The 19,897-nt window shown below is 66.1% G+C and carries 24 protein-coding genes; 11 read left to right on the top strand and 13 right to left on the bottom strand.

The window, feature by feature from the left end; translation table 11 throughout:
• Positions 1–48: 48 nt before the first annotated feature.
• The 9 genes from B4I46_RS02470 to nrdR all read right to left on the bottom strand — a co-directional run bounded on the left by B4I46_RS02470 (position 49) and on the right by nrdR (position 6,819).
• Entirely contained in the window at positions 49–843 is a 795-nt protein-coding gene (locus B4I46_RS02470; RefSeq protein WP_078481663.1) for a substrate-binding periplasmic protein, read from the bottom strand.
• Between the two features lie 13 nt (positions 844–856).
• Positions 857–1,360 (bottom strand): phosphatidylglycerophosphatase A family protein, encoded by a 504-nt coding sequence (locus B4I46_RS02475; RefSeq protein ID WP_043861890.1) that lies wholly within the window; start codon positions 1,358–1,360, stop codon positions 857–859.
• Positions 1,361–1,369: 9 nt separating this feature from the next.
• A complete protein-coding gene (gene thiL / locus B4I46_RS02480) occupies positions 1,370–2,323 on the bottom strand; it encodes a thiamine-phosphate kinase (protein WP_058541918.1) in 954 nt (317 codons plus the stop codon).
• A gap of 18 nt (positions 2,324–2,341) precedes the next feature.
• Positions 2,342–2,842 carry a transcription antitermination factor NusB gene (nusB, locus tag B4I46_RS02485; protein ID WP_043861892.1) on the bottom strand — a complete coding sequence of 167 codons (501 nt, stop codon included), beginning with the start codon at positions 2,840–2,842 and terminating at the stop codon, positions 2,342–2,344.
• On the bottom strand, positions 2,839–3,315 hold the full coding sequence (gene ribE, locus B4I46_RS02490) for a 6,7-dimethyl-8-ribityllumazine synthase (protein WP_043861893.1): 477 nt from the start codon (positions 3,313–3,315) through the stop codon (positions 2,839–2,841). The genes nusB and ribE overlap by 4 nt, the downstream gene beginning before the upstream one ends.
• Before the next feature lie 90 nt (positions 3,316–3,405).
• Complete coding sequence (gene ribBA / locus B4I46_RS02495; protein ID WP_286898482.1) at positions 3,406–4,497, bottom strand: bifunctional 3,4-dihydroxy-2-butanone-4-phosphate synthase/GTP cyclohydrolase II; 1,092 nt, start codon at positions 4,495–4,497, stop codon at positions 3,406–3,408.
• A gap of 18 nt (positions 4,498–4,515) precedes the next feature.
• A complete protein-coding gene (locus tag B4I46_RS02500) occupies positions 4,516–5,178 on the bottom strand; it encodes a riboflavin synthase (protein ID WP_043861895.1) in 663 nt (220 codons plus the stop codon).
• A gap of 43 nt (positions 5,179–5,221) precedes the next feature.
• A complete protein-coding gene (ribD, locus tag B4I46_RS02505; RefSeq protein ID WP_286898485.1) occupies positions 5,222–6,358 on the bottom strand; it encodes a bifunctional diaminohydroxyphosphoribosylaminopyrimidine deaminase/5-amino-6-(5-phosphoribosylamino)uracil reductase RibD in 1,137 nt (378 codons plus the stop codon).
• Positions 6,355–6,819 (bottom strand): transcriptional regulator NrdR, encoded by a 465-nt coding sequence (nrdR, locus tag B4I46_RS02510; RefSeq protein ID WP_043861897.1) that lies wholly within the window; start codon positions 6,817–6,819, stop codon positions 6,355–6,357. Before nrdR ends, ribD begins: the two co-directional genes overlap by 4 nt.
• A 108-nt stretch (positions 6,820–6,927) precedes the next feature.
• On the opposite strand from nrdR, the gene B4I46_RS02515 reads away from it, so the two are divergent.
• From B4I46_RS02515 to trxA, 3 genes are read left to right on the top strand one after another with little or no spacing between them, the layout of a single operon-like run.
• Complete coding sequence (locus B4I46_RS02515) at positions 6,928–7,374, top strand: YbaY family lipoprotein (protein ID WP_043861898.1); 447 nt, start codon at positions 6,928–6,930, stop codon at positions 7,372–7,374.
• Complete coding sequence (locus tag B4I46_RS02520) at positions 7,371–8,033, top strand: class I SAM-dependent methyltransferase (RefSeq protein WP_054916423.1); 663 nt, start codon at positions 7,371–7,373, stop codon at positions 8,031–8,033. The genes B4I46_RS02515 and B4I46_RS02520 overlap by 4 nt, the downstream gene beginning before the upstream one ends.
• A gap of 31 nt (positions 8,034–8,064) precedes the next feature.
• Complete coding sequence (trxA, locus tag B4I46_RS02525; RefSeq protein ID WP_100634159.1) at positions 8,065–8,937, top strand: thioredoxin; 873 nt, start codon at positions 8,065–8,067, stop codon at positions 8,935–8,937.
• A 79-nt stretch (positions 8,938–9,016) separates the two neighbouring features.
• Here trxA and B4I46_RS02530 read toward each other — a convergent pair whose 3' ends face one another.
• Complete coding sequence (locus tag B4I46_RS02530) at positions 9,017–9,361, bottom strand: hypothetical protein (protein ID WP_078481672.1); 345 nt, start codon at positions 9,359–9,361, stop codon at positions 9,017–9,019.
• Between the two features lie 125 nt (positions 9,362–9,486).
• Between B4I46_RS02530 and B4I46_RS02535 the strand changes: the two genes are divergently transcribed.
• The 5 genes from B4I46_RS02535 to B4I46_RS02555 all read left to right on the top strand — a co-directional run bounded on the left by B4I46_RS02535 (position 9,487) and on the right by B4I46_RS02555 (position 13,354).
• Positions 9,487–10,050 (top strand): DUF2796 domain-containing protein, encoded by a 564-nt coding sequence (locus B4I46_RS02535; protein WP_286898494.1) that lies wholly within the window; start codon positions 9,487–9,489, stop codon positions 10,048–10,050.
• Between the two features lies 1 nt (position 10,051).
• A complete protein-coding gene (locus B4I46_RS02540; protein ID WP_043861902.1) occupies positions 10,052–10,771 on the top strand; it encodes an ABC transporter ATP-binding protein in 720 nt (239 codons plus the stop codon).
• Positions 10,771–12,036: an ABC transporter permease gene (locus B4I46_RS02545; protein WP_043861903.1), complete on the top strand. Its 1,266-nt coding sequence runs from the start codon at positions 10,771–10,773 to the stop codon at positions 12,034–12,036. The genes B4I46_RS02540 and B4I46_RS02545 overlap by 1 nt, the downstream gene beginning before the upstream one ends.
• Positions 12,037–12,047: 11 nt before the next feature.
• Positions 12,048–12,560, top strand: a complete 513-nt coding sequence (locus B4I46_RS02550) for a DUF3299 domain-containing protein (protein ID WP_043861948.1) — start codon at positions 12,048–12,050, stop codon at positions 12,558–12,560.
• A gap of 110 nt (positions 12,561–12,670) precedes the next feature.
• On the top strand, positions 12,671–13,354 hold the full coding sequence (locus B4I46_RS02555; RefSeq protein WP_043861904.1) for an OmpW/AlkL family protein: 684 nt from the start codon (positions 12,671–12,673) through the stop codon (positions 13,352–13,354).
• A 102-nt stretch (positions 13,355–13,456) separates the two neighbouring features.
• On the opposite strand, the gene B4I46_RS02560 is transcribed toward B4I46_RS02555, so the two are convergent.
• Both B4I46_RS02560 and B4I46_RS02565 read right to left on the bottom strand, forming a co-directional pair.
• Positions 13,457–14,386, bottom strand: coding sequence for an NAD-dependent epimerase/dehydratase family protein (locus B4I46_RS02560; RefSeq protein ID WP_116052323.1), 930 nt, complete (start codon positions 14,384–14,386; stop codon positions 13,457–13,459).
• Positions 14,379–15,263 (bottom strand): sugar nucleotide-binding protein, encoded by an 885-nt coding sequence (locus B4I46_RS02565; protein WP_043861906.1) that lies wholly within the window; start codon positions 15,261–15,263, stop codon positions 14,379–14,381. The genes B4I46_RS02560 and B4I46_RS02565 overlap by 8 nt, the downstream gene beginning before the upstream one ends.
• Positions 15,264–15,517: 254 nt before the next feature.
• Here B4I46_RS02565 and B4I46_RS02570 point away from each other — a divergent pair, with 254 nt between their 5' ends.
• Complete coding sequence (locus tag B4I46_RS02570) at positions 15,518–16,360, top strand: alpha/beta hydrolase (RefSeq protein ID WP_054916428.1); 843 nt, start codon at positions 15,518–15,520, stop codon at positions 16,358–16,360.
• A gap of 12 nt (positions 16,361–16,372) precedes the next feature.
• Here B4I46_RS02570 and B4I46_RS02575 read toward each other — a convergent pair whose 3' ends face one another.
• Positions 16,373–17,191 carry a helix-turn-helix domain-containing protein gene (locus tag B4I46_RS02575; RefSeq protein WP_043861908.1) on the bottom strand — a complete coding sequence of 273 codons (819 nt, stop codon included), beginning with the start codon at positions 17,189–17,191 and terminating at the stop codon, positions 16,373–16,375.
• A 168-nt stretch (positions 17,192–17,359) separates the two neighbouring features.
• Here B4I46_RS02575 and B4I46_RS02580 point away from each other — a divergent pair, with 168 nt between their 5' ends.
• Both B4I46_RS02580 and B4I46_RS02585 read left to right on the top strand, forming a co-directional pair.
• The gene (locus B4I46_RS02580) at positions 17,360–18,820 is read left to right on the top strand and encodes an alanine/glycine:cation symporter family protein (protein WP_123753525.1); all 1,461 of its coding nucleotides are present in this window, start codon (positions 17,360–17,362) and stop codon (positions 18,818–18,820) included.
• 80 nt (positions 18,821–18,900) lie between these two features.
• On the top strand, positions 18,901–19,893 hold the full coding sequence (locus B4I46_RS02585; protein WP_078481652.1) for an asparaginase: 993 nt from the start codon (positions 18,901–18,903) through the stop codon (positions 19,891–19,893).
• The last annotated feature ends 4 nt before the right edge of the window (positions 19,894–19,897 follow it).

Consider the following 19,897-nt stretch of genomic DNA (forward strand, 5'->3'; position numbering starts at 1 on the left):
CGTGAAATTTGATGTGCGCCGATTGTAACAGCAGCGTAAGGCAGGTGCTTAGGCTGAATTCTTGGGCAAACAGATCGAGAAGTTAGATGCTGGCACGTGCGCCCTGCCCGGAATCGGGAACGGATACGGCTGCTGCCAGCGCTCGAAGATCTCGCGCAATTCGCCGCTGGCGATCAATTCGTCCATGCGCCGATCGAACAGCGCCCGGAGCGCACAGGCCTGCTCGGTCCTGGCAAAGGCCAGGTACAACGGCAACTCGGCGATGTGGGTGCGGCGGAACCGGGCCTTGTCACGGGCCTGGTTGTACACGTAGTCCACCTCGGTCTGGGCATCGATGTAGAAGTCCACACGCTTGAGTTCGAGCATCGGCAGGATGCCGTCGCGCCGCTGCACCTCGCGAAACTCCTTCACATCGGGCAGGTAGCGCTGGTACTCGTAGCCACGCACCCAGGAGAGCTTGTAGCGGCCGATGGTGGCGGCGCTCGGCACCGGCAGGCTGGCCAGCCCCAGAGCGTAGATATGGTCCTGGTCGAAGGCGTTGCGCGGGTAGAGGTAGTCGTTGCTTTCCTGCTCGTAGGAGCCGACCCAGGCATCGGCCTCGGCGCGCTTGACCAGGCCCACGGCGCGGCTGTAGGGCACGCTGATGGCGAGCACCTTGACCCCCGCCGGCTCGAACACCTTGCGCAGCACGTCCCAGGCCATGCCGCGCCCTTCGACGTCGGTGTAGTCCGGCCAGATCTCGCTGGCCAGGCGCACCTCCTGCGGCAACGCGGTCGGCTCGCCAGCCCAGGCAATGCCGCCACCCAGCGCCAACACCAGCAGCAACACTCGCCATGCGCGCATCAGGCCACTCCCTTCAGGTGAAACTCCACACCAGCGCCTGCATGCCCAACCAGGCGAACACGCCGGCCAGCACGTCATCGAACATGATGCCGAAACCGCCATGCACATGCCGGTCGATCCAGCGGATCGGCCACGGCTTGAGTATGTCGAAGAAGCGGAACATCAGAAAGCCTGCCAACAACCATAGCCAACCTTCCGGTACCAGCCAGAGGGTTATCCACATGCCGACCATCTCGTCCCAGACGATGCCCTCGTGGTCATGCACGCCCAGGTCGTCGGCGACCTTGCCGCACAACCATACGCCGAACAGCATGGTCAGCCCCAGCATCAGCCAGTAGCCCCAGTCGGGCAGCATCTGCCACAGCGGGATGAACGGCACGGCCACCAGCGAACCCCAGGTGCCCGGCGCCTTGGGCAGGGTGCCGGAGCCGAAGCCGAAGGCCAGAAAATGCCAGGGGTTGCGCCAGACTGAAGGCGGCACGTTTTCTGCCGGCACCTGATTGGGGTGATCGGTCACGGTGTCTCCCTAAAAATGTTGATAACCCCGCGTGCGCGGGGTGATGTCCGCCCCGGCGTGGTCACGCAGGCTGACGCCGCTGCCCGCCTCCACCCGACCGACCACGTGCACCGGCCAGCCGGCAGCCTGCAGGCCGGCCAGGTGCGCGGGGGGCAAGGTGAAGGCAATCACGTAGTCGTCGCCACCGGTGAGCGCGGCCTGTCGCGCACCTTCCAGGCCCAGCAGGCCCTGCAGCGCCGCACCCAGCGGCAGCTGTTCGAGCGACAGCACAATCGACACGCCCGAGGCCGTGGCAATGTGTCCGCAATCGGCCAGCAGGCCATCGGAGATATCCAGCGCCGCGCTGGCCTTGCCTCGCAGCGCCTGACCCAGCGCCAGTTGCGGTGGCGGCGACCAGTAGTGCGCCAGCAGCGGCTCGGCCAGCGCCACCGCCGCCTCGCGTTCGCCAAGCACCAGCGGCAAGGCCCCGGCGGCGTTGCCCAGCTCACCGCCGACACACACCAGGTCACCAGGCTGCGCACCGCTGCGCGTCAGGGCCTGGCCGGCAGGCACGCGGCCGAACACGGTCATGGTCAGGCTCAGCGGCCCATGGGTGGTGTCCCCGCCTACCAGGCTCAGGCCGCATTGTCGGGCCATCAGGTTCAGACCCTGGGCATAGGCCTTCAGCCAATCGGCGTGAACCGTCGGCAGGGTCAGGGCAAGGGTAAAGGCCACGGGGGTGGCGCCCATGGCTGCCAGGTCACTGGCAGCCACCGCCAGCGAGCGCTGGCCGAGCAGGAACGGGTCGCACACAGCCGGGAAATGCACCCCGGCCACCAGCGTGTCGGTGGACACGGCCAGTTGCTCGCCGGCCGGCAGCGCCAGCAGGGCGCAATCGTCGCCGATCCCCAGGGCGACCCCGTCGCCGGCCTGCGCACAGGGCGCGGCGGCGAAGTAGTGGCGGATCAGCTCGAATTCACCCATGGGCAGGCAGCGCCGCAATCAGCGCTTGAACGCCTTCACTTCGGCTTCGCGCAGCCGCGGTGCGAGCTTGTCGAGCACACCGTTGACGAACTTGTGCCCGTCAGTGGCGCCGTACACCTTGGCCAGCTCGATACCTTCGTTGATGACCACGCGATAAGGCACGTCGACCCGCTTGATCAGCTCCCAGGTGGACAGGCGCAGCACCGACAGCTCGACCGGATCGAGCTCTTCGAGCACGGTGTCCAGGCAAGGCGCGAGGGCCTTGTCGATTTCTTCCTTGATCGCCGGCACGCCGTGCAGGATCTCGCGGAAGTAGGCACCGTCGACATCGGTGAAATCGTTATCGACCCGGAACTGCGCTTCGATCTCGTTCAGCGAGTGCTTGGCCATGTGCCACTGGTACAGCGCCTGGGTCGCGAGCTTGCGGGCTTCGCGACGCTTGGCGCTCTTGGAGGGCTTGCCAGCATCCGCAGGTTTTGGATCGCGCGGGTTGAAACGATCGCTTTCGTCGCTAATCACTTGGCCTCCAACTGCGCCAGCAGGCTGACCATTTCCAGGGCGGACAGGGCCGCTTCGGCGCCCTTGTTGCCGGCCTTGGTGCCGGAACGCTCGATGGCCTGTTCGATCGAATCGACGGTCAGGACACCGAAGGCAACCGGCACGCCGAACTCCATGGACACCTGGGCCAGGCCCTTGGTGCATTCGCCCGCCACGTATTCGAAGTGCGGGGTGCCACCACGGATCACGGCGCCCAGGGCGATGATCGCAGCGTATTCGCTCTGCTGGGCGACCTTCTGTGCCACCAGCGGAATCTCGAACGCACCCGGTGCACGGATGATGGTGATGTCGCTTTCGCTCACGCCGTGGCGAACCAGGGCATCAACGGCACCGCTTACCAGGCTTTCGACGACGAAGCTGTTGAAGCGGCCAACCACCAAAGCATAGCGACCTTTGGGGGCAATGAAGGTACCTTCGATGGTCTTCAGGGACATTGCGGGGTTCTCATCTTAAAGAGCCAGGCCGCAACGGTGCGGCCTGTGGGAGTTTTGTTCCGGATCAACAGCGGGAAACCAGCCCCTGCTTTATTCGGAGGGCACGTATTCTACAACTTCCAGATCGAATCCGGATATCGCATTGAACTTCATTGGCGAACTCATCAGGCGCATCTTGCGTACGCCCAGGTCGCGCAGAATCTGCGAACCGGCACCCACGGTGCTGTAGGTGGTGGGTGTCTTGGCCTGGCTGCTGTCGGCGCTTTCGCGGATATGCGCCAGCAGCACGTCGCCGTCCAGCGGGTGGCCGAGCAGCAGCACCACGCCGCTGCCGGCCTCTGCCACGGCGCTCATCGCGGCGCGCAGGCTCCAGCGGCCGGGCTGCTTGACCAGCAGCAGGTCGCGCAGCGGGTCCATGTTGTGCACCCGCACCAGGGTCGGTTCCTCGGCGCAGATCTTGCCCAGGGTCAGGGCCATGTGCACGTCGCCTTCGACCGAATCGCGGTAGGTCACCAGGTTGAACTGACCCAGTTCGCTGTCCAGCGGCTGCTCGGAAATCCGCTGAATGGTACGTTCGTGGATCATGCGGTAGTGGATCAGGTCGGCGATGGTGCCGATCTTGATGTTGTGCTCGGCGGCGAACACTTCCAGCTCGGCGCGACGCGACATGGTGCCGTCGTCGTTCATCACCTCGCAGATCACCCCGCTCGGCTCGAAACCGGCCATGCGCGCCAGGTCGCAGGCCGCCTCGGTGTGGCCGGCACGGGCCAGGGTACCGCCGGGTTGGGCCATCAGCGGGAAGATGTGGCCCGGGCTGACGATGTCTTCGGCCTTGGCGTCCCGGGCGGCGGCGGCCTGCACGGTGCGCGCGCGGTCGGCGGCGGAGATACCGGTGGTGACGCCTTCGGCAGCTTCGATCGAAACGGTGAACTTGGTGCCGAAGCCCGAGCCGTTGCGCGGGGCCATCAGCGGCAGCTTGAGCAGCTCGCAGCGCTCGCGCGACATCGGCATGCAGATCAGGCCACGGGCGTGCTTGGCCATGAAGTTGATGTGTTCGGCCTTGCAGCACTCGGCGGCCATGATCAGGTCGCCTTCGTTCTCGCGGTCTTCGTCATCCATCAGGATGACCATTTTGCCCTGGCGAATGTCTTCGACCAGTTCTTCGATGCTGTTGAGCGCCACGCGGCACCCCCTTCTAAATCAGGATTTCAGGTAGCCGTTGGCGGCCAGGAAACTTTCGGTGATGCCACCCTTGCCCGGCTCGGCGGCCTTGTCGCCCAGCAGCAGACGCTCCAGGTAACGGGCCAGCAGGTCGACCTCAAGGTTAACCCGACGCCCGGTGCGATAGTCGGCCATGATGGTTTCAGCGAGGGTGTGCGGCACGATGGTCAGCTCGAACTCGGCGCCATCGACCTGGTTGACCGTGAGGCTGGTGCCATCGACGGTGATCGAGCCCTTGTGGGCGATGTACTTGGCCAGTTCGGCCGGCGCGCGCAGGCGGAACTGGATGGCGCGGGCGTTATCGCTGCGCGAGATGACCTCGCCGACACCGTCGACGTGGCCGCTGACCAGGTGGCCGCCCAGGCGGCTGCTGGGGGTCAGGGCCTTTTCCAGGTTGACCCGGCTGCCTACCTTGAAGTCGGCAAAGGCGGTGCAGTCGAGGGTTTCGCGGCTGACGTCAGCCCAGAAACCGTCGCCAGGCAGTTCGACGGCGGTCAGGCACACGCCGTTGACGGCGATGCTGTCGCCCAGTTTCACGTCGCCCAGGTCGAGCTTGCCGGTTTCGACATACACGCGCACGTCGCCGCCTTTGGGGGTGAGTGAACGGATGCTGCCGATGGATTCGATGATGCCGGTGAACATGAGTCCTCCTTCAGAACGGGTCGCGCAAGGCGCAGGCCGCGAATTATACGCCGGGCGCAGGCACAGGAATGGCAGTGACTCGCCAGTCATCGCCTACGGCGCGCATGTCGGTGATTTTGAGGGCCTGCGCTTCGCTCATTCTGGCCAGGGGCCAATCGAGCAATGGGCGGGCACTGGAGCCGAGAAACTTGGCAGCGATGAAGAGCTGGTATTCGTCCACCAGGCCCTGTTGCGCGAAGGCACCGGCCAGGCCCGGGCCGGCCTCCACCAGCACCTCGCTGGCACCACGCCGGGCCAGTTCGCGCAGCAGCGCGGGCAGGTCGACGTGCCCGTCGGTGCCGGGCAGGCTCAGTAGGTCATGGCCGGCCTCGGCGTACTGCGCAACTGGCGCGGCGGCCGTCACCACCAGCACCGGGCCGGCCTGGAAGAACGGCGCCGTCAGCGGCAGGCGCAGGCGCCCGTCAATGAGCACGCGCACCGGTGGGCGGGCCATCGCCAGGGCGGTGCTGTCGGCGTCCAGCCCAAGCTCGTCGGCGCGCACGGTCATGCGCGCGTTGTCGGCCAGCACGCTCTGGGCGCTGGTCAGCACCACGCTGGAGCGCGCGCGCAGACGCTGCACCGCCGAGCGTGCGGCCGGGCCGGTGATCCACTGGCTCTCGCCACTGGCCATGGCGGTGCGCCCGTCCAGGCTCATCGCCAGTTTGACCCGCACAAAGGGCAGGCCGTGTTCCATGCGTTTCAGAAAGCCCGGGTTGAGTGCGCGGGCCTCGGCCTCCAGCACACCGCTGGCAACCTCGATACCGACGTCGGCCAGGCGCTTGAGCCCCTGCCCCGCCACTTGCGGGTTGGGGTCCTGCATGGCCGCCACCACCCGCGCCACACCGGCCTTGACCAGCGCCTCGGCACATGGCGGCGTGCGCCCGTGGTGGCTGCACGGCTCCAGGGTCACATAGGCACAGGCGCCACGGGCCAGCTCGCCGGCCTGGCGCAGCGCGTGCACCTCGGCATGCGGTTCGCCGGCGCGTACGTGCCAGCCTTCGCCGACCACCTGACCGTCACGCACGATCACGCAACCGACCCGCGGGTTGGGGTGGGTGGAATAGAGACCCTTGCGCGCCAGTTCCAGCGCACGGGCCATGTAGTGGGCGTCGAGCACGTCGCGTTCGCTGGGCAGGCTCATTGCTTGGAAGGCTCGCGCGCCAGGCGGTCGATTTCTTCACGAAATTCGTCCAGGTCCTGGAAGCGGCGGTACACCGAGGCGAAGCGGATGTAGGCCACTTCGTCGAGCTTTTGCAGCTCGGCCATCACCAGTTCGCCGACGACCAGCGACTTGACCTCGCGCTCGCCGGTGGCGCGCAGCTTGTGCTTGATGTGGGCCAGCGCCGCTTCGAGGCGCTCGACGCTCACCGGGCGCTTTTCCAGCGCCCGCTGCATGCCGGCGCGCAGTTTTTCTTCGTCGAAGGGCTGGCGGCTGCCGTCGGTCTTGATCAGGCGCGGCAGCACCAGTTCGGCGGTTTCGAAGGTGGTGAAGCGCTCACCGCAGGCCACGCATTCGCGGCGACGGCGCACTTGTTCGCCCTCGGCAACCAGTCGCGAGTCGATGACCTTGGTGTCGTTGGCACCGCAGAAGGGACAGTGCATGGTGGCAGGCAACAAAAAAAGGGAGGGTCATGGTAGCGCATCCCACTGGCAAGACAAGCCAAAGCAGTTACCATCCAGTGAGGAAATATCCCCCCGAAGGAATTGATCATGCCCTTTAGAGCGCTCGTTGTGCTCAGTTTTGCCGCCCTGCTGGCCGCCTGCAGCAGCGATGAACCCAAGCCGGTGCTGGCCCCCAAGGCCCCGGTAGCGGCCAAGCAACCTGTGGCCCTGGGCCCGCTGCCGGCCTACCAGCGTGAAATCAGCGGCACCCTGCTTGGCATCCCGTCGGGCGCCGAGGTCGAGCTGGCGCTGCTGGTGGTCGACCCGCGCGGCCGCCCGCAACGCCTGCTGGCCAGCAGCAACCTGGACGCCAACGGCCAGGACCTGCCGTTCCAGCTGCGTTTCAACCCCGAGGCGTTCCCTGCCGGTGCGCGGGTGGAGCTGCGCGGGCGTGCCAGCCAGTCCGGGCAGCTGATCCTGCACCTGCAACCTGTGGCGGTCAGCAGCCCGCAAACCCAGGCCACCGGCCCGCTGCGCCTCGAAAAAGCGCCGTGACCGCGCCGATCCACCTGCAACAGGCGTTGAGCGGGCTGCTGGGGGACGCACGGCTGGTGGTCAGCGAGCTGCCGGCCTGCGACCTCAAGCTGTGGCTGATCGATGCGCACAACATGGACCGCGCGTTCAGCCCCGAGGAAACCCGGCGCATCCTGCACGAGCCGCCCTACTGGGCCTTCTGCTGGGCCAGCGGCCTGGCCATGGCGCGCTACCTGGCCGCCCGCCCCGAGTGGGTGGCCGGCAAACGCGTGCTGGACTTCGGCGCAGGCTCGGGCATTGCCGGCATCGCCGCCGCCCGCGCCGGGGCCCTTGAAGTGGTGGCCTGCGACCTCGACCCGCTGGCGCTGCAGGCAAGCCGCGCGAATGCCGCGCTCAACCAGGTGCAGTTGGGCTACTCCAGCGATTTCTTCGCCGAGGCCGACCGCTTCGACCTGGTGCTGGTGGCCGATGTGCTCTACGACCGCGCCAACCTGCCGCTGCTCGATGCGTTTCTCAGCCGCGGGCACCAGGCGCTGGTGGCCGACTCGCGGGTGCGCGACTTCCGTCACCCCCTGTACCGCCAGCTCGACACCCTGCACGCCCTGACCCTGCCAGACCTGGCCGAACCCCACGAATTCCGCCAGGTGAGCCTGTACCACGCCAGCCGCAGCGCTTTATAGTGTTGCCATTCAAGGATTTGCGAGAGTCGCGATGAGCCAGGAAACCCCGTACATCTTCAATGCCACCAGCGCCGACTTCGACCAGTCGGTGATCCAGAACTCCTACGTCAAACCCGTGCTCGTCGACTTCTGGGCCGACTGGTGCGCGCCGTGCAAGGTGCTGATGCCGCTGCTGGAGAAAATCACCGCCGAATACCGGGGTGAGCTGCTGCTGGCCAAGGTCAACTGCGATGTGGAACAGGACATTGTCGCGCGCTTCGGTATCCGCAGCCTGCCGACGGTGGTGCTGTTCAAGGATGGCCAGCCGGTCGACGGCTTTGCCGAGGCACGCCCGGAGTCGGAAATCCGCGCAATGCTCGAACCGCATGTGCAACTGCCGCCACCGGCGGCGGCCGACCCGCTGGTAGTGGCCCAGGGGCTGTTTGCCGAGGGACGCTTCAGCGAGGCCGAGGCGCTGCTCCAGGCCCTGCTGACCGAAGACAACAGCAATGCCGCGGCACTGATCCTGTATGCCCGTTGCCTGGCCGAGCGTGGCGAGCTGGGCGAAGCGCAGACCGTGCTCGATGCGGTCAAGAGCGATGAGCACAAGGCTGCACTGGCCGGTGCCAAGGCGCAGCTGACGTTCCTCAAGCAGGCCGCCAGCCTGCCGGACGTGGCCGACCTGAAGTCACGCCTGGCACAGAACGCCGAGGATGACGAGGCGGCGTATCAGCTGGCAGTGCAGCAGCTGTCGCGCCAGCAGTACGAGGCGGCGCTGGACGGGCTGCTGAAACTGTTCAAGCGCAACCGCGGGTATGAAGGCGGCCTGCCGCACAAGACCCTGCTGCAGGTGTTCGACCTGCTGGGCAACGAGCACCCGCTGGTGCTGGATTACCGCCGCAAGCTGTTTGCTGCGTTGTACTGAGGTCAACCGCCCGCTCCCACAAGGTTACCTACCCGCGCTGTGGGAGCGGGCTTGACCCGCGATGGGATCAACGCGGTGTTCAGCCGACCCAGTGATAGACCGGCGCATCCGCCCCGCTTTCCACCCTCACCTCGCTGCTATGGCGCAAACGCACCAGCAGGCGCTTGCCGGCCGCCGTATTGCCCGCCAACCCCTCCAGCGCCTCCAGCAACTGGGGCCCGTTCAACTGACCGGCCTTGCGCAACACCTCGCGCGCCGCCTGCCACACTGCATCGTCCGGGCGAACCGGCGCCGTCGGTACAGCAGCGGCAACCGCCGGCGCCCCGGCCGCCTGCAACTGCCCGCCCAGCTGCGCCCACTCATGGGGCTCCAGCTCCACGCTCAAATCCACCGGCCATTCGCCGATGTGTCCACGAATACGCACGTTCACACCCTCCACTCGATCAGGCGCCCATGCTCCCACGAAGATTCATCCAGCGACACTGGTACGCAGCCGACAAGTTGTTATAACATTTCGAAACTCTTTCAGCGCCTTCCGGAGTTCCGCCCATGCGTCGTCTGCTGCTTGCCTTGCCGTTCGCCCTGCTGCCCCTGAGTCTGGTTTACGCCCATGACGACCATGACCATGAGCATGGCAGCCTGGGCGCCCATGAACATGGCGTGGCGCACCTGAACGTCGCACTCGACGGCAATGCCCTGGAGCTGGAATTCGACAGCCCGGCGATGAACCTGGTGGGCTTCGAACATGCCGCCACTTCCGCCACCGACAAGGCCAAGGTCGCGGCCGTGCGCGCCCAGCTCGAAACACCCCTGGCGCTGTTCGGCCTGAACAAGGCAGCCGGTTGCAGCGAAACCGACCAGGACCTGCAAAGCCCGCTGTTCGGCGACAAGCCGGTGCATGACGAGGATGGCGACGCCCACGATCACGAACACAGCGACATCAACGTCCATTACAAACTCGAATGCACCACCCCGGCCCAGCTCACCCGCCTGGACCTGGCGCCACTGTTCAAGGCCTTCCCCGCCACCCAGAAGATCCAGTTGCAACTGGTGGGCCCCAATGGCCAGAAGGGCGTGGACCTGACCCCGACCCGCAGCGCGATCGACTTCTGACATGGGCCAGGCACTGATCGAACTGTCCCGGCTGGGTTTCGCCTGGCCCGGCCAGCCTGAGCTGCTGGACATCCCGGCGTTGCGCCTGCAGGCCGGCGAGTCGCTGTTCCTCAAGGGCCCCAGCGGCAGTGGCAAGACCACCCTGCTGGGCCTGCTGGGCGGGGTGCAGAAGGCCGACCGCGGCAGCATCCGCCTGCTCGGCCAGGAGCTGGGCGCGCTCAGCCAGGGCCAGCGCGACCGTTTTCGCGTCGATCATACCGGCTACATCTTCCAGCAGTTCAACCTGCTGCCGTTTCTGTCTGTACGCGAAAACGTCGAGCTGCCGTGCCGTTTCTCGCGCAGCCGGGCGCAACGCGCCGGCCAGCGCTACGGCAGTGTGGACAAGGCCGCCGCCAGCCTGCTCGCCCATCTGGGCCTGAAGGACCCGGCACTGCTGGCACGGCGCGCCGACAGCCTGTCGATCGGTCAGCAGCAACGGGTGGCCGCCGCCCGCGCGCTGATCGGCCAACCCGAGCTGGTGATTGCCGACGAGCCGACTTCGGCGCTCGATGCCGACACCCGTGAAGCCTTCATCCGCCTGCTGTTCGCCGAATGCCGCGCAGCCGGCTCCAGCCTGTTGTTCGTCAGCCACGACCAGAGCCTGGCACCGCTGTTCGATCGCCAGCTGTCGCTTGCCGAACTCAACCGCGCCGCGCGCCCTGCCAGCGACCTGGAGGCCTGATGTACCTGCTCCGCCTTGCCCTGGCGAGTCTCGCCAACCGCCGCTTCACTGCCCTGCTCACCGCCTTCGCCATCGCCCTGTCGGTGTGCCTGCTGCTGGCGGTGGAGCGGGTACGCACCGAGGCCCGCGCCAGTTTTGCCAGCACCATCAGTGGCACCGATCTGATTGTCGGTGCGCGCTCGGGCTCGGTGAACCTGCTGCTGTACTCGGTGTTTCGCATCGGCAACGCCACCAACAACATCCGCTGGGACAGCTTCGAGCACTACGCCAGCAACCCGCGGGTGAAGTGGGCCATCCCGATCTCGCTGGGCGACTCGCACCGCGGTTACCGGGTGATGGGCACCACCGAAGCCTACTTCGAGCATTACCAGTACGGACGCAAGCAGCACCTGCAGCTGGCCAGCGGGCGTGCCTTCGCCAGCGACCCGTTCGAGGTGGTGCTGGGCGCCGAGGTGGCCGACGCGCTGCATTACAAGCTCGGCGACAAGCTGGTGCTGGCCCATGGCGTGGCCGCCATCAGCCTGGTCAAGCATGACGACAAGCCGTTCACCGTGGTGGGCGTGCTGCAACGCACCGGCACCCCGGTGGACCGCACCCTGCACATCAGCCTTGGCGGCATGGAGGCGATCCACGTCGACTGGCACAACGGCGTGCCCGCCCGCGGCGCCGGCCGCGTCAGCGCCGAACAGGCCCGTGGCATGGACCTCACACCCAAGGCCATCACCGCGTTCATGCTGGGCCTGAACAACAAGATCAGCACCTTCACCCTGCAACGCGAGATCAACGAGTTTCGCGGCGAGCCGCTGTTGGCGATTCTGCCCGGCGTGGCCCTGCAGGAGCTGTGGAGCCTGATGGGCACCGCCGAACAGGCGCTGTTCGTGGTGTCGCTGTTCGTGGTGCTGACCGGCCTGATCGGCATGCTCACGGCGATCCTCACCAGCCTCAACGAGCGCCGCCGCGAAATGGCCATCCTGCGCTCGGTGGGTGCACGCCCCTGGCATATTGCAGGGCTGCTGGTGATGGAGGCGTTCACCCTGGCGCTGGCGGGGATTGCCGCCGGGCTGGGCCTGCTCTACCTTGGCATCGCCCTGGCCCAGGGCACGGTGCAGGCCAACTACGGCCTGTACCTGCCGCTGGCGCTGCCCAGCGCCCACGAGTGGAGCCTGCTGGGGATCATCCTCGGCGCCGCCGTGCTGATGGGCAGCATTCCGGCCTGGCGGGCCTACCGCCAGTCGCTGGCCGACGGTTTGTCCATTCACCTGTGAGAACGCCCGTGATACGTCGTGCCCTGCTGTTGTTGCTGTTGATTGCCCCGCCCCTGTGGGCGGGTGAGCCGCGCACGCTGGAATGGCCGCAATTGATCCCCGAGGGTGCACCGGTGATCGTGCCGCAGATGACCCCACTGCATGACCTTTCGCAGTTGAGCAACGCGCTGGCCGGCGAAAGCGGCCCGGCGGCGCAGCAGCAGGCGCCCGACGCGCCGGTGGTGAAGGCACTGGATGGCCAGCAGGTGAAGCTGCCGGGCTACATCGTGCCACTGGAAGTCAGCGAGGAAGGCCGTACCACCGAGTTCCTGCTGGTGCCGTACTACGGCGCGTGCATTCACGTGCCGCCCCCACCGTCGAACCAGATCGTGCACGTGTTCAGCGAAATCGGCATCAAGGTCGAGGAGCTGTACCAGCCCTACTGGATCGAGGGGCCGATGCAGGTCAAGGCTTCCAGCAGCGAGCTGGCCGAGGCCGGCTACCAGATGGAAGCCGAGAAGATCTACGCCTATGAACTACAATAGAAGCCCCGCGCCAGGGCGTTTGCGGTTTCATTGAGCTGCGTCAAGAATCACCGCCTGTCAGCTCCTTACCATTGGACACATTAAATTCTAAACGTCCTTTGGGAGCTTCCATGAACAAGTCCTTGCTCAGCGCCTCGCTCATTGCCCTCGCGCTTGCAGCCCCTGTTGCCCACGCCCACCAGGCGGGCGATTTCATTCTGCGTGCCGGTGCGATCACCACCGCACCGAACGAAGACAGCGGCGATATCAAGCTCGACGGCACCAAGGTTGGCGGCACCAAGGCCACCCTGGACAGCGACACCCAGCTGGGCCTGGCCTTTGCCTACATGCTGACCGACCACATCGGCCTGGAACTGCTGGCAGCCACCCCGTTCCAGCACGAAGTGGGCGTCAAGGGCCTGGGCGCGGGCCTGGACGGCAAGCTGGCGAACATCAAGCAACTGCCACCGACCCTGTCGCTGCAGTACTACCCGATGGAGCCGACCTCCAAGTTCCAGCCTTACGCCGGTATCGGTCTTAACTACACCCTGTTCTTCGATGAAGACCTGAGCAGCAGCCGCAAGGCCCAGGGCTTTAGCAACATGAAGCTCAAGGACTCGGTCGGCCTGGCCGGCCAACTGGGCATGGACTACATGCTGACCGACAACCTGCTGGTCAACGCCGCGGTCTGGTACGTGGACATCGACACCAAGGCCACCATCGACGGCCCAAGCGCGCTGGGCGTGGGCAAGACCAAGGTGAGCGTGGATGTGGACCCATGGGTCTACATGGTGGGTGTGGGTTACAAGTTCTGACCATGAAAAAGCCCCGATCATTCGGGGCTTTTTTTTGGCTGCGATTCCCGTCAGGGAGATACTGCCTGCAGGAGCCGGCGTTGCCGGCGAAGCTTTTTACGCTCAGCGCCCCAGCAGGTGCGCCAGCCCATCGGCCAGCGGCGTCGGCTCGGGCAGGTCGAAGCGCGCGAGCAGCCGCGCATTGTCGGCCCGCGAATGACGGATATCACCCGCGCGCGCCGGCCCGTGATTGACCTCGGGCAACGGCCCTACCACTTTGCGCAGTGCGTCGAGCAACTGGTTCAGCGTGGTGGCGCGGTTCAGCCCCACGTTCACCGCGCCCTCCTGCACCTGCGCCTGTTCCAGCGCCTGCACCAGCACCGCCACCAGGTCGGCCACATACAGGAAGTCACGGGTCTGCTCGCCATCGCCAAACAGGTTGATCGGCGTGCCGTTGAGGGCGCGCTCGCAGAAGATGCTGATCACTCCCGAATACGGCGACGACGGGTCCTGGCGCGGGCCGAAGATATTGAAGAAGCGGAACACCACCGGCTCCAGCCCATGCTGGCGACGATAGAAGTCCAGGTACTGCTCGCTGGCCAGCTTGTCCACCGCATAGGGGGTCAGCGGCGCCTTGGGCGTGTCCTCGTCGATGGCCTGGCCTTCACCGTTGTTGCCGTACACCGCAGCGCTGGAGGCGAACAGCACGCGCTTGATGCCGGCCACACGCATCGCCTCGCACACGTTCAGCGTGCCGATGAAGTTGCTCTGGTGGGTCCTGACCGGGTCTTCCACAGAGGCCTGCACCGAGGCCACCGCCGCCAGGTGCACCACGGCCTGGCAGCCCTCGACGGCCCGGGCCACCAGGGCGGCATCGGCCACGTCGCCCTCGATCAGTTGCAGGCGCGGGTTGTCCAGCTGCAGGTTCAGGCGCCGGCCGGTAGACAGGTCGTCGAGCACGCGCACCGCGTACCCCTTGGCCAGCAGCGCGTCGCTCAGGTGGGAGCCGATGAAGCCGGCCCCCCCGGTAATCAGGATAGGAGCATCAGCCATGACGATAGAACCGGTCCAGTAGGGTCGGCAGGCCGGCGCGCCAGGCACGCGGCTTGATGCCGAAGGTGTGGAGGATTTTCTTGCAGGCCAGCACTGCGTGCTGGGGTTCTTCGGCAGCATCCGGGCGGGCGGCGTGGGCCTGCGCAGTGGGCGCTTCGACGGCCAGCTGACGCAGTTGCCCGGCTTCGCTGAGGATCGCCTGACCCAGCGCCAGCGGCGTGGTCGCCTCGTTGCCGGCGTAATGGTAGGTGCCCCACAGTGGCGCGCCACAGTCCAGTTGCTTGAGCACCGCCAGGATCACCCGCGCTGCATCGTCGACCGGGGTCGGGTTGCCACGCCGGTCGTCGGCCAGCAGCAGTTCCTGCGAGTGCTCGGCGCGGGTCAGAAAACGCCCCAGCACGCCGTCGACGCTGTCGTCGAGCACCCAGCCAAAGCGCAGCAGCACGTGCTGCGGGCAGGTCGCGCGCACGCTCTGTTCGATGCGCCACAACGCCTGGCCACGTTGGCCGAGCGGTACCGGCTCGTCCTTTTCGCTGTAGGCCGTGGCCCGCGAACCGTCGAATACCCGGTAGCTGGAGGGTTGCAGCAAGATGATGTTGTGGTGCTGGCACAGTTCGGCCAGGCGCTCGACCGCACGCTCCTGCGAAGCCAGGCGCTGCTCGCTCACCGATTCGGCCTGGAACCAGTCGAAGTAGTAGGCCAGATTGATCAGCGCATCGGGGCGGGTGTCATCGAGCAGCTGGGTCAGGCTCGCGGCATCCCAGCCCTGGTCAGGTGGGCGCGGCGCCAGAAAGCCGATATCTTCCTCGGCCCCGAGGCGAATCAGCGCTTGCCCAAGGGCATTTCCACCACCCAACAGCATCAGGCGCATTCGCATAGAGTCAGCAGGTCCGGTCAGATAAATTGAGGGAAAGCGGATATTTTGCGGCTTCCAGCAAGCGAAGTCCAACGCGGGGCCGACTGACGCCAAAGTCTAGAGTGTGTCAGCGCAAAGTGTGACGGGTTCAACGTAGTTCAAGAAATAACCTGCGCGCCCACCAGAAATGCCCGACTGCATCTACTGTAAAAGCGTCAGCCTCGCTGGTTCATGTCGACTTGTCGACCCTTCACCCCGGGCAAGAGGACCGCTTCATGCCGATCAAGACGGCCGCACACGGACGTGAGCGTTGGCAATTCGACGAACCCAGCCCGGGCCGCGAGTGCCTGGTGGTCGAAACGTTCGACGGCTACAGCCAGGAAGGTCGCCTGCTGATCCCCGATATCGAGCACGCGCCGCCGCTGTTCATGCTCGGCGGCGCACGCAGCGACTTCACCCACCTCAACCCGCTGCTGTACCGCCTGCAGGCCCTGGGCATCGGCTCGCTGACCGGCAACCTGTCGGGGCACAGCCTGGCCAGCCTGCCGGGGGCCCGGGCGCCGTCGCTGCACACCAACCTGGCCGAGGCGCTGCGCTTCTTTCGCCACGTCGAGCATCGCTGCAACACCGTGATCGGCCACAGCCTGGGCGCAGCGCTGGCGCTGAAAGTGGCAGCGCACCATGCACGCCAGGTGAACAAGCTGGTGCTGCTGTGCCCGGCGGTCTATGCCGACAGCGCCTACGATGCCCCGTTCGGCCCGGCCTTCACCCGCGCCATCAGCACCCCGCACGGGTTTCTCGACAGCGACAGCTACAAGTTCCTGCGCAGCTATCGCGGCCAGGTGCTGCTGGTGCTGGGACAATACGATGGCCTGCTGGCCGCCCACCACGGGCGAACCCCGGGCACGTCGGCAGGCCATGTGGAAATCGACGGCATGCTGCGCTACAGCCCGATCCCGGCCGAAGTCATCCAGGCGCTGAGCGACACCCTACCCCCCGGGCATTTCGAACAGCTGACCCTGCCCGACTGCGACCACGGCATCGCCGCACACCTGCGCGCCCATCCGCCACAGGCCGGGGCCCTGGCGCAGCAGGTGGCGGCATTCATTCGCCGCTGAGCACGGCGCCCTTCACTCGATCTCGAACAGGCCGTTGCGAATCGGCCCGACGTTGAGCCGTGCGCGCACATCGTCATCGATGCGCGGGTCATCCGGGCGGTACAGCCGGACCTGGCGGTAGGCATTGATGCGGTTGATTTCCGGGCCCAGGTATTCCCACACCACGCGGGTACACGCCGGAGTGCGCCGGTCACCGCTGGAGACGCCGGTCTTGAGGCCGTTGAGCCGGGTGATGCGGCTCTTGAAGCTGGGAATCAGGATGGTCTGGCTCATCTCGTTGACCGTCAGCGATTCGTAGTCGATCAGAAACACCCGGTCCTGCAACTGAAAGGCCGCGCCCAGATAGCGGCAGCGCACCCAGTCTTCAGCCTGCACGTCGGTGCTGCTGGAGCGCTCCTGGCGTTCCTGTCGCTCGAACAGGAACGTGCCGCGTTCTTCGCGCAGGTGCACCAGCGACAGCAGGATGCTGCCCGGCACCGACATGCAGTTAGAATATTCGAAGTAGTAGCCGCAGTAGCGCGACAGATTGCCCTCGTGCTCGCGCAGCGGGCGCAGCAGTTCCAGCAACGGATCGGCCTGGGCCGGGCTGGCAAGCGCCGAGCTGCGCGCACCGATCAGGCGCGCGAACTGTTCTGGCGGCAGGCCCAGTTCGTAGTCCTCGACGCCGAAGAAGTCGCCGATGCGCTTGAGGTTGTACGCCGTCGGCTGGCTCTGCCCGCTCAGGTACTTGTTGAACTGCGCCCGGTTGATCGACAGCTGCCGGCAAACCTCGGAAATAGAGCGGTAATGGCTGCACGCCAGCTTGAGGTTGGGGCCCAGGTGTTGACTCATTGATCAGGTACCGATTGATGCGATAGGCGCCAGTTTAGCATCAGGTCGCATCAATTCAGAGCAACCCGCGAAATTGTAACGACGTTTGTCATGACCAACCATGCGCCCCCAGGCAAACGGCGCACGCCGTCAGCCACTGTCATTCAGAACAAGAACCGAGGTCACGCCATGCTCGAAGTGCTCAACGATTTCCTTTCGGGGAAGCTCCTTATCGTGCTTATCGTCGGACTGGGAAGCTATTTCACCCTGCGCTCGCGATTTGTGCAGTTTCGCCATTTCATCCATATGTTCGGCGTATTCAAGGAATCGTTGCGCGGCCAGGCGGGCCAGTTGAGTTCGTTCCAGGCACTGATGCTGAGCCTGGCCGGGCGCGTGGGTGCCGGCAACATCGCCGGCGTCGGTATCGCCGTGACCCTGGGCGGCCCGGGCGCGGTGTTCTGGATGTGGGTGACGGCGCTGGTGGGCATGTCCAGCAGCTTCTTCGAATGCACCCTGGCGCAGGTCTACAAGCGCGCCGACGGTGATGGCCTGTACCGCGGCGGCCCGGCCTACTACATCCTGCACGGCCTCAACCTGCGCGCCATGGCAGTGGTGTTCTCGGTGTTGCTGCTGGTGACCTACGGCTTCGCCTTCAACGGCCTGCAGTCGTACACCGTGACCCACTCGCTGCAGAACGCCTTCGGCTTCGCCCCGGAGCACACCGGGATTGCCCTGGCCGTGCTGCTGGCCATCGTGTTCCTGGGCGGGATCAAGCGCATCGCCTCGGTGTCCGACCTGCTGGTGCCGGTCAAGACCCTGGCCTACATCGGCGTTACCCTGTACGTGATCGGCAGCCAGATCGAACACGTGCCGGCCATGCTCGAAACCATCTTCAAGAGCGCCTTCGGCCTGGACCCTGCCTTCGGCGGCCTGCTGGGCAGTGCCATCGTGATGGGCGTCAAGCGTGGCGTGTTCGCCAACGAAGCGGGCCTTGGCAGTGCGCCCAACGTGGCCGCCGTGGCGGCAGTGAAACACCCGGGCGCCCAGGGCGTGGTGCAGGCATTCAGCGTGTTCCTCGATACCTTCGTGATCTGCACCTGCACCGCGCTGCTGATTCTGCTGTCGGGCTTCTACACCCCGGGCTTCGAAGGTGACGGCATCGTGCTGACCCAGAACTCGCTGGCTGCCGTGGTCGGTGACTGGGGTCGCCTGTTCGTCAGCGTGGCGCTGTCGCTGTTCGTGTTCACCTGCATCCTCTACAACTACTACCTGGGCGAAAACAGCCTGCAGTTTCTGACCCGCAACCGTGCGGTGCTGATGGTCTACCGTGCCCTGGTGCTGGCGCTGATCGTGTGGGGCTCGGTGCAGAACCTGTCGACCGTGTTCGCCTTCGCCGACATCACCATGACGTGCCTGGCCTTCGTCAACCTGATCGCCCTGGCGCTGCTGTTCAAGATCGGTCTGCGCGTGATGCGCGACTACGACGACCAGCGCAAGGCAGGCATCAAGCAGCCGGTATTCGACTCGGCCAGGTTCCCCGACCTGGACCTGGACACCCAGGCCTGGCCTGCTGTCCAGCCCGCTGAAAGCGCACGCCCTGCCAGCGTGGGCGAAGCTCAAGCTCAAGCTCAAGCTCAAGCGCAACGCTGAGCTACCCTGTGCCGCCGCCCCGTTCGCGGGCGGCAGCCGATTCGCGATGCCCCTTTTCTCACCTGCCTGGAATGCTCACCATGCGCGCGGTCAAGAACCTTCTCGTCCTCTACACCGGCGGCACCATCGGCATGCTGCAAACGCCCCATGGCCTGGCGCCGGCCGGTGGCTTCGAGGCACGCATGCGCGCCTGGCTGGACACGCACCCGACGCCACCCCGGGTGCACTGGCGCCTGCAGGAGATGTCACCGCTGCTCGACAGCGCCAACATGCAGCAGGCCAACTGGCTGGCCATGCAGGCGGCCATCGTCACGGCGGTGACGCGTGATGGCCACGACGGCATCCTGCTGCTGCACGGCACCGACACCCTGGCCTACAGCGCAGCAGCGTTGTCGTTCCTGCTGCTGGGGCTGGATGTGCCGGTAGTGCTCACCGGCTCGATGCTGCCGGCCGGCGCACCGCACAGCGACGCCTGGGACAACCTGCACGGCGCCCTGGCCCTGTTCGAAAGCGGCCTGCAAAGCGGCGTGCAGCTGTATTTCGCAGGCCAGTTGCTGCACGGCGCACGGGCCAGCAAACTGCGCAGCGAGGCCTTCGATGCGTTTGCCGCGCCGGCGCGCCACCGCGAAGGCAGCCGCGCCAGCGCGTTGCCCGCAGTACTCGGCTATGCCCAGCCGCGGGTGCCGGTGAAACTGGCGGTGCTGCCGGTGTACCCCGGCTTGCAGGCCGAGCAGGTGCAGGCACTGGTGGTGAGCGGCGTGCGCGGCCTGCTGCTTGAATGCTATGGCAGCGGCACCGGCCCATCGGAAGATGCAGCACTGATGCAGGCGTTGCAGAAGGCGCGCCAGGGTGGCGTGCTGATTGCCGCCATCAGCCAGTGCATCGAGGGCAGTGTGCTGTTCGATACCTACGCCGCCGGCAGCCGCCTGCGCGAGACCGGCCTGGTATCGGGCGGCGGCATGACCCGCGAGGCGGCGCTGGGCAAGCTGTTCGCCCTGCTGGGCGCGGGGCTGGACATCGACACCGCCGAGCACTGGTTCGCCCTGGACCTGTGCGGTGAACGGGTGGCCTGAGGCC

The sequence above is a fragment of the Pseudomonas sp. UBA7500 genome, assembly GCF_002478435.1.
In the GTDB taxonomy this organism is placed as follows: Bacteria; Pseudomonadota; Gammaproteobacteria; order Pseudomonadales; family Pseudomonadaceae; genus Aquipseudomonas; species Aquipseudomonas palmensis.

Excerpts from the sequence above, each read along its gene's own strand:
- B4I46_RS02470 (WP_078481663.1), bottom strand. The coding sequence starts at position 843 with ATGCGCGCATGGCGAGTGTTGCTGCTGGTGTTGGCGCTGGGTGGCGGC.
- thiL (WP_058541918.1), bottom strand. The coding sequence starts at position 2,323 with ATGGGTGAATTCGAGCTGATCCGCCACTACTTCGCCGCCGCGCCCTGT.
- ribE (WP_043861893.1), bottom strand. The coding sequence starts at position 3,315 with ATGTCCCTGAAGACCATCGAAGGTACCTTCATTGCCCCCAAAGGTCGC.
- B4I46_RS02500 (WP_043861895.1), bottom strand. The coding sequence starts at position 5,178 with ATGTTCACCGGCATCATCGAATCCATCGGCAGCATCCGTTCACTCACC.
- ribD (WP_286898485.1), bottom strand. The coding sequence starts at position 6,358 with ATGAGCCTGCCCAGCGAACGCGACGTGCTCGACGCCCACTACATGGCC.
- nrdR (WP_043861897.1), bottom strand. The coding sequence starts at position 6,819 with ATGCACTGTCCCTTCTGCGGTGCCAACGACACCAAGGTCATCGACTCG.
- B4I46_RS02515 (WP_043861898.1), top strand. The coding sequence starts at position 6,928 with ATGCCCTTTAGAGCGCTCGTTGTGCTCAGTTTTGCCGCCCTGCTGGCC.
- trxA (WP_100634159.1), top strand. The coding sequence starts at position 8,065 with ATGAGCCAGGAAACCCCGTACATCTTCAATGCCACCAGCGCCGACTTC.
- B4I46_RS02535 (WP_286898494.1), top strand. The coding sequence starts at position 9,487 with ATGCGTCGTCTGCTGCTTGCCTTGCCGTTCGCCCTGCTGCCCCTGAGT.
- B4I46_RS02540 (WP_043861902.1), top strand. The coding sequence starts at position 10,052 with ATGGGCCAGGCACTGATCGAACTGTCCCGGCTGGGTTTCGCCTGGCCC.
- B4I46_RS02545 (WP_043861903.1), top strand. The coding sequence starts at position 10,771 with ATGTACCTGCTCCGCCTTGCCCTGGCGAGTCTCGCCAACCGCCGCTTC.
- B4I46_RS02555 (WP_043861904.1), top strand. The coding sequence starts at position 12,671 with ATGAACAAGTCCTTGCTCAGCGCCTCGCTCATTGCCCTCGCGCTTGCA.
- B4I46_RS02560 (WP_116052323.1), bottom strand. The coding sequence starts at position 14,386 with ATGGCTGATGCTCCTATCCTGATTACCGGGGGGGCCGGCTTCATCGGC.
- B4I46_RS02565 (WP_043861906.1), bottom strand. The coding sequence starts at position 15,263 with ATGCGAATGCGCCTGATGCTGTTGGGTGGTGGAAATGCCCTTGGGCAA.
- B4I46_RS02570 (WP_054916428.1), top strand. The coding sequence starts at position 15,518 with ATGCCGATCAAGACGGCCGCACACGGACGTGAGCGTTGGCAATTCGAC.
- B4I46_RS02575 (WP_043861908.1), bottom strand. The coding sequence starts at position 17,191 with ATGAGTCAACACCTGGGCCCCAACCTCAAGCTGGCGTGCAGCCATTAC.
- B4I46_RS02580 (WP_123753525.1), top strand. The coding sequence starts at position 17,360 with ATGCTCGAAGTGCTCAACGATTTCCTTTCGGGGAAGCTCCTTATCGTG.
- B4I46_RS02585 (WP_078481652.1), top strand. The coding sequence starts at position 18,901 with ATGCGCGCGGTCAAGAACCTTCTCGTCCTCTACACCGGCGGCACCATC.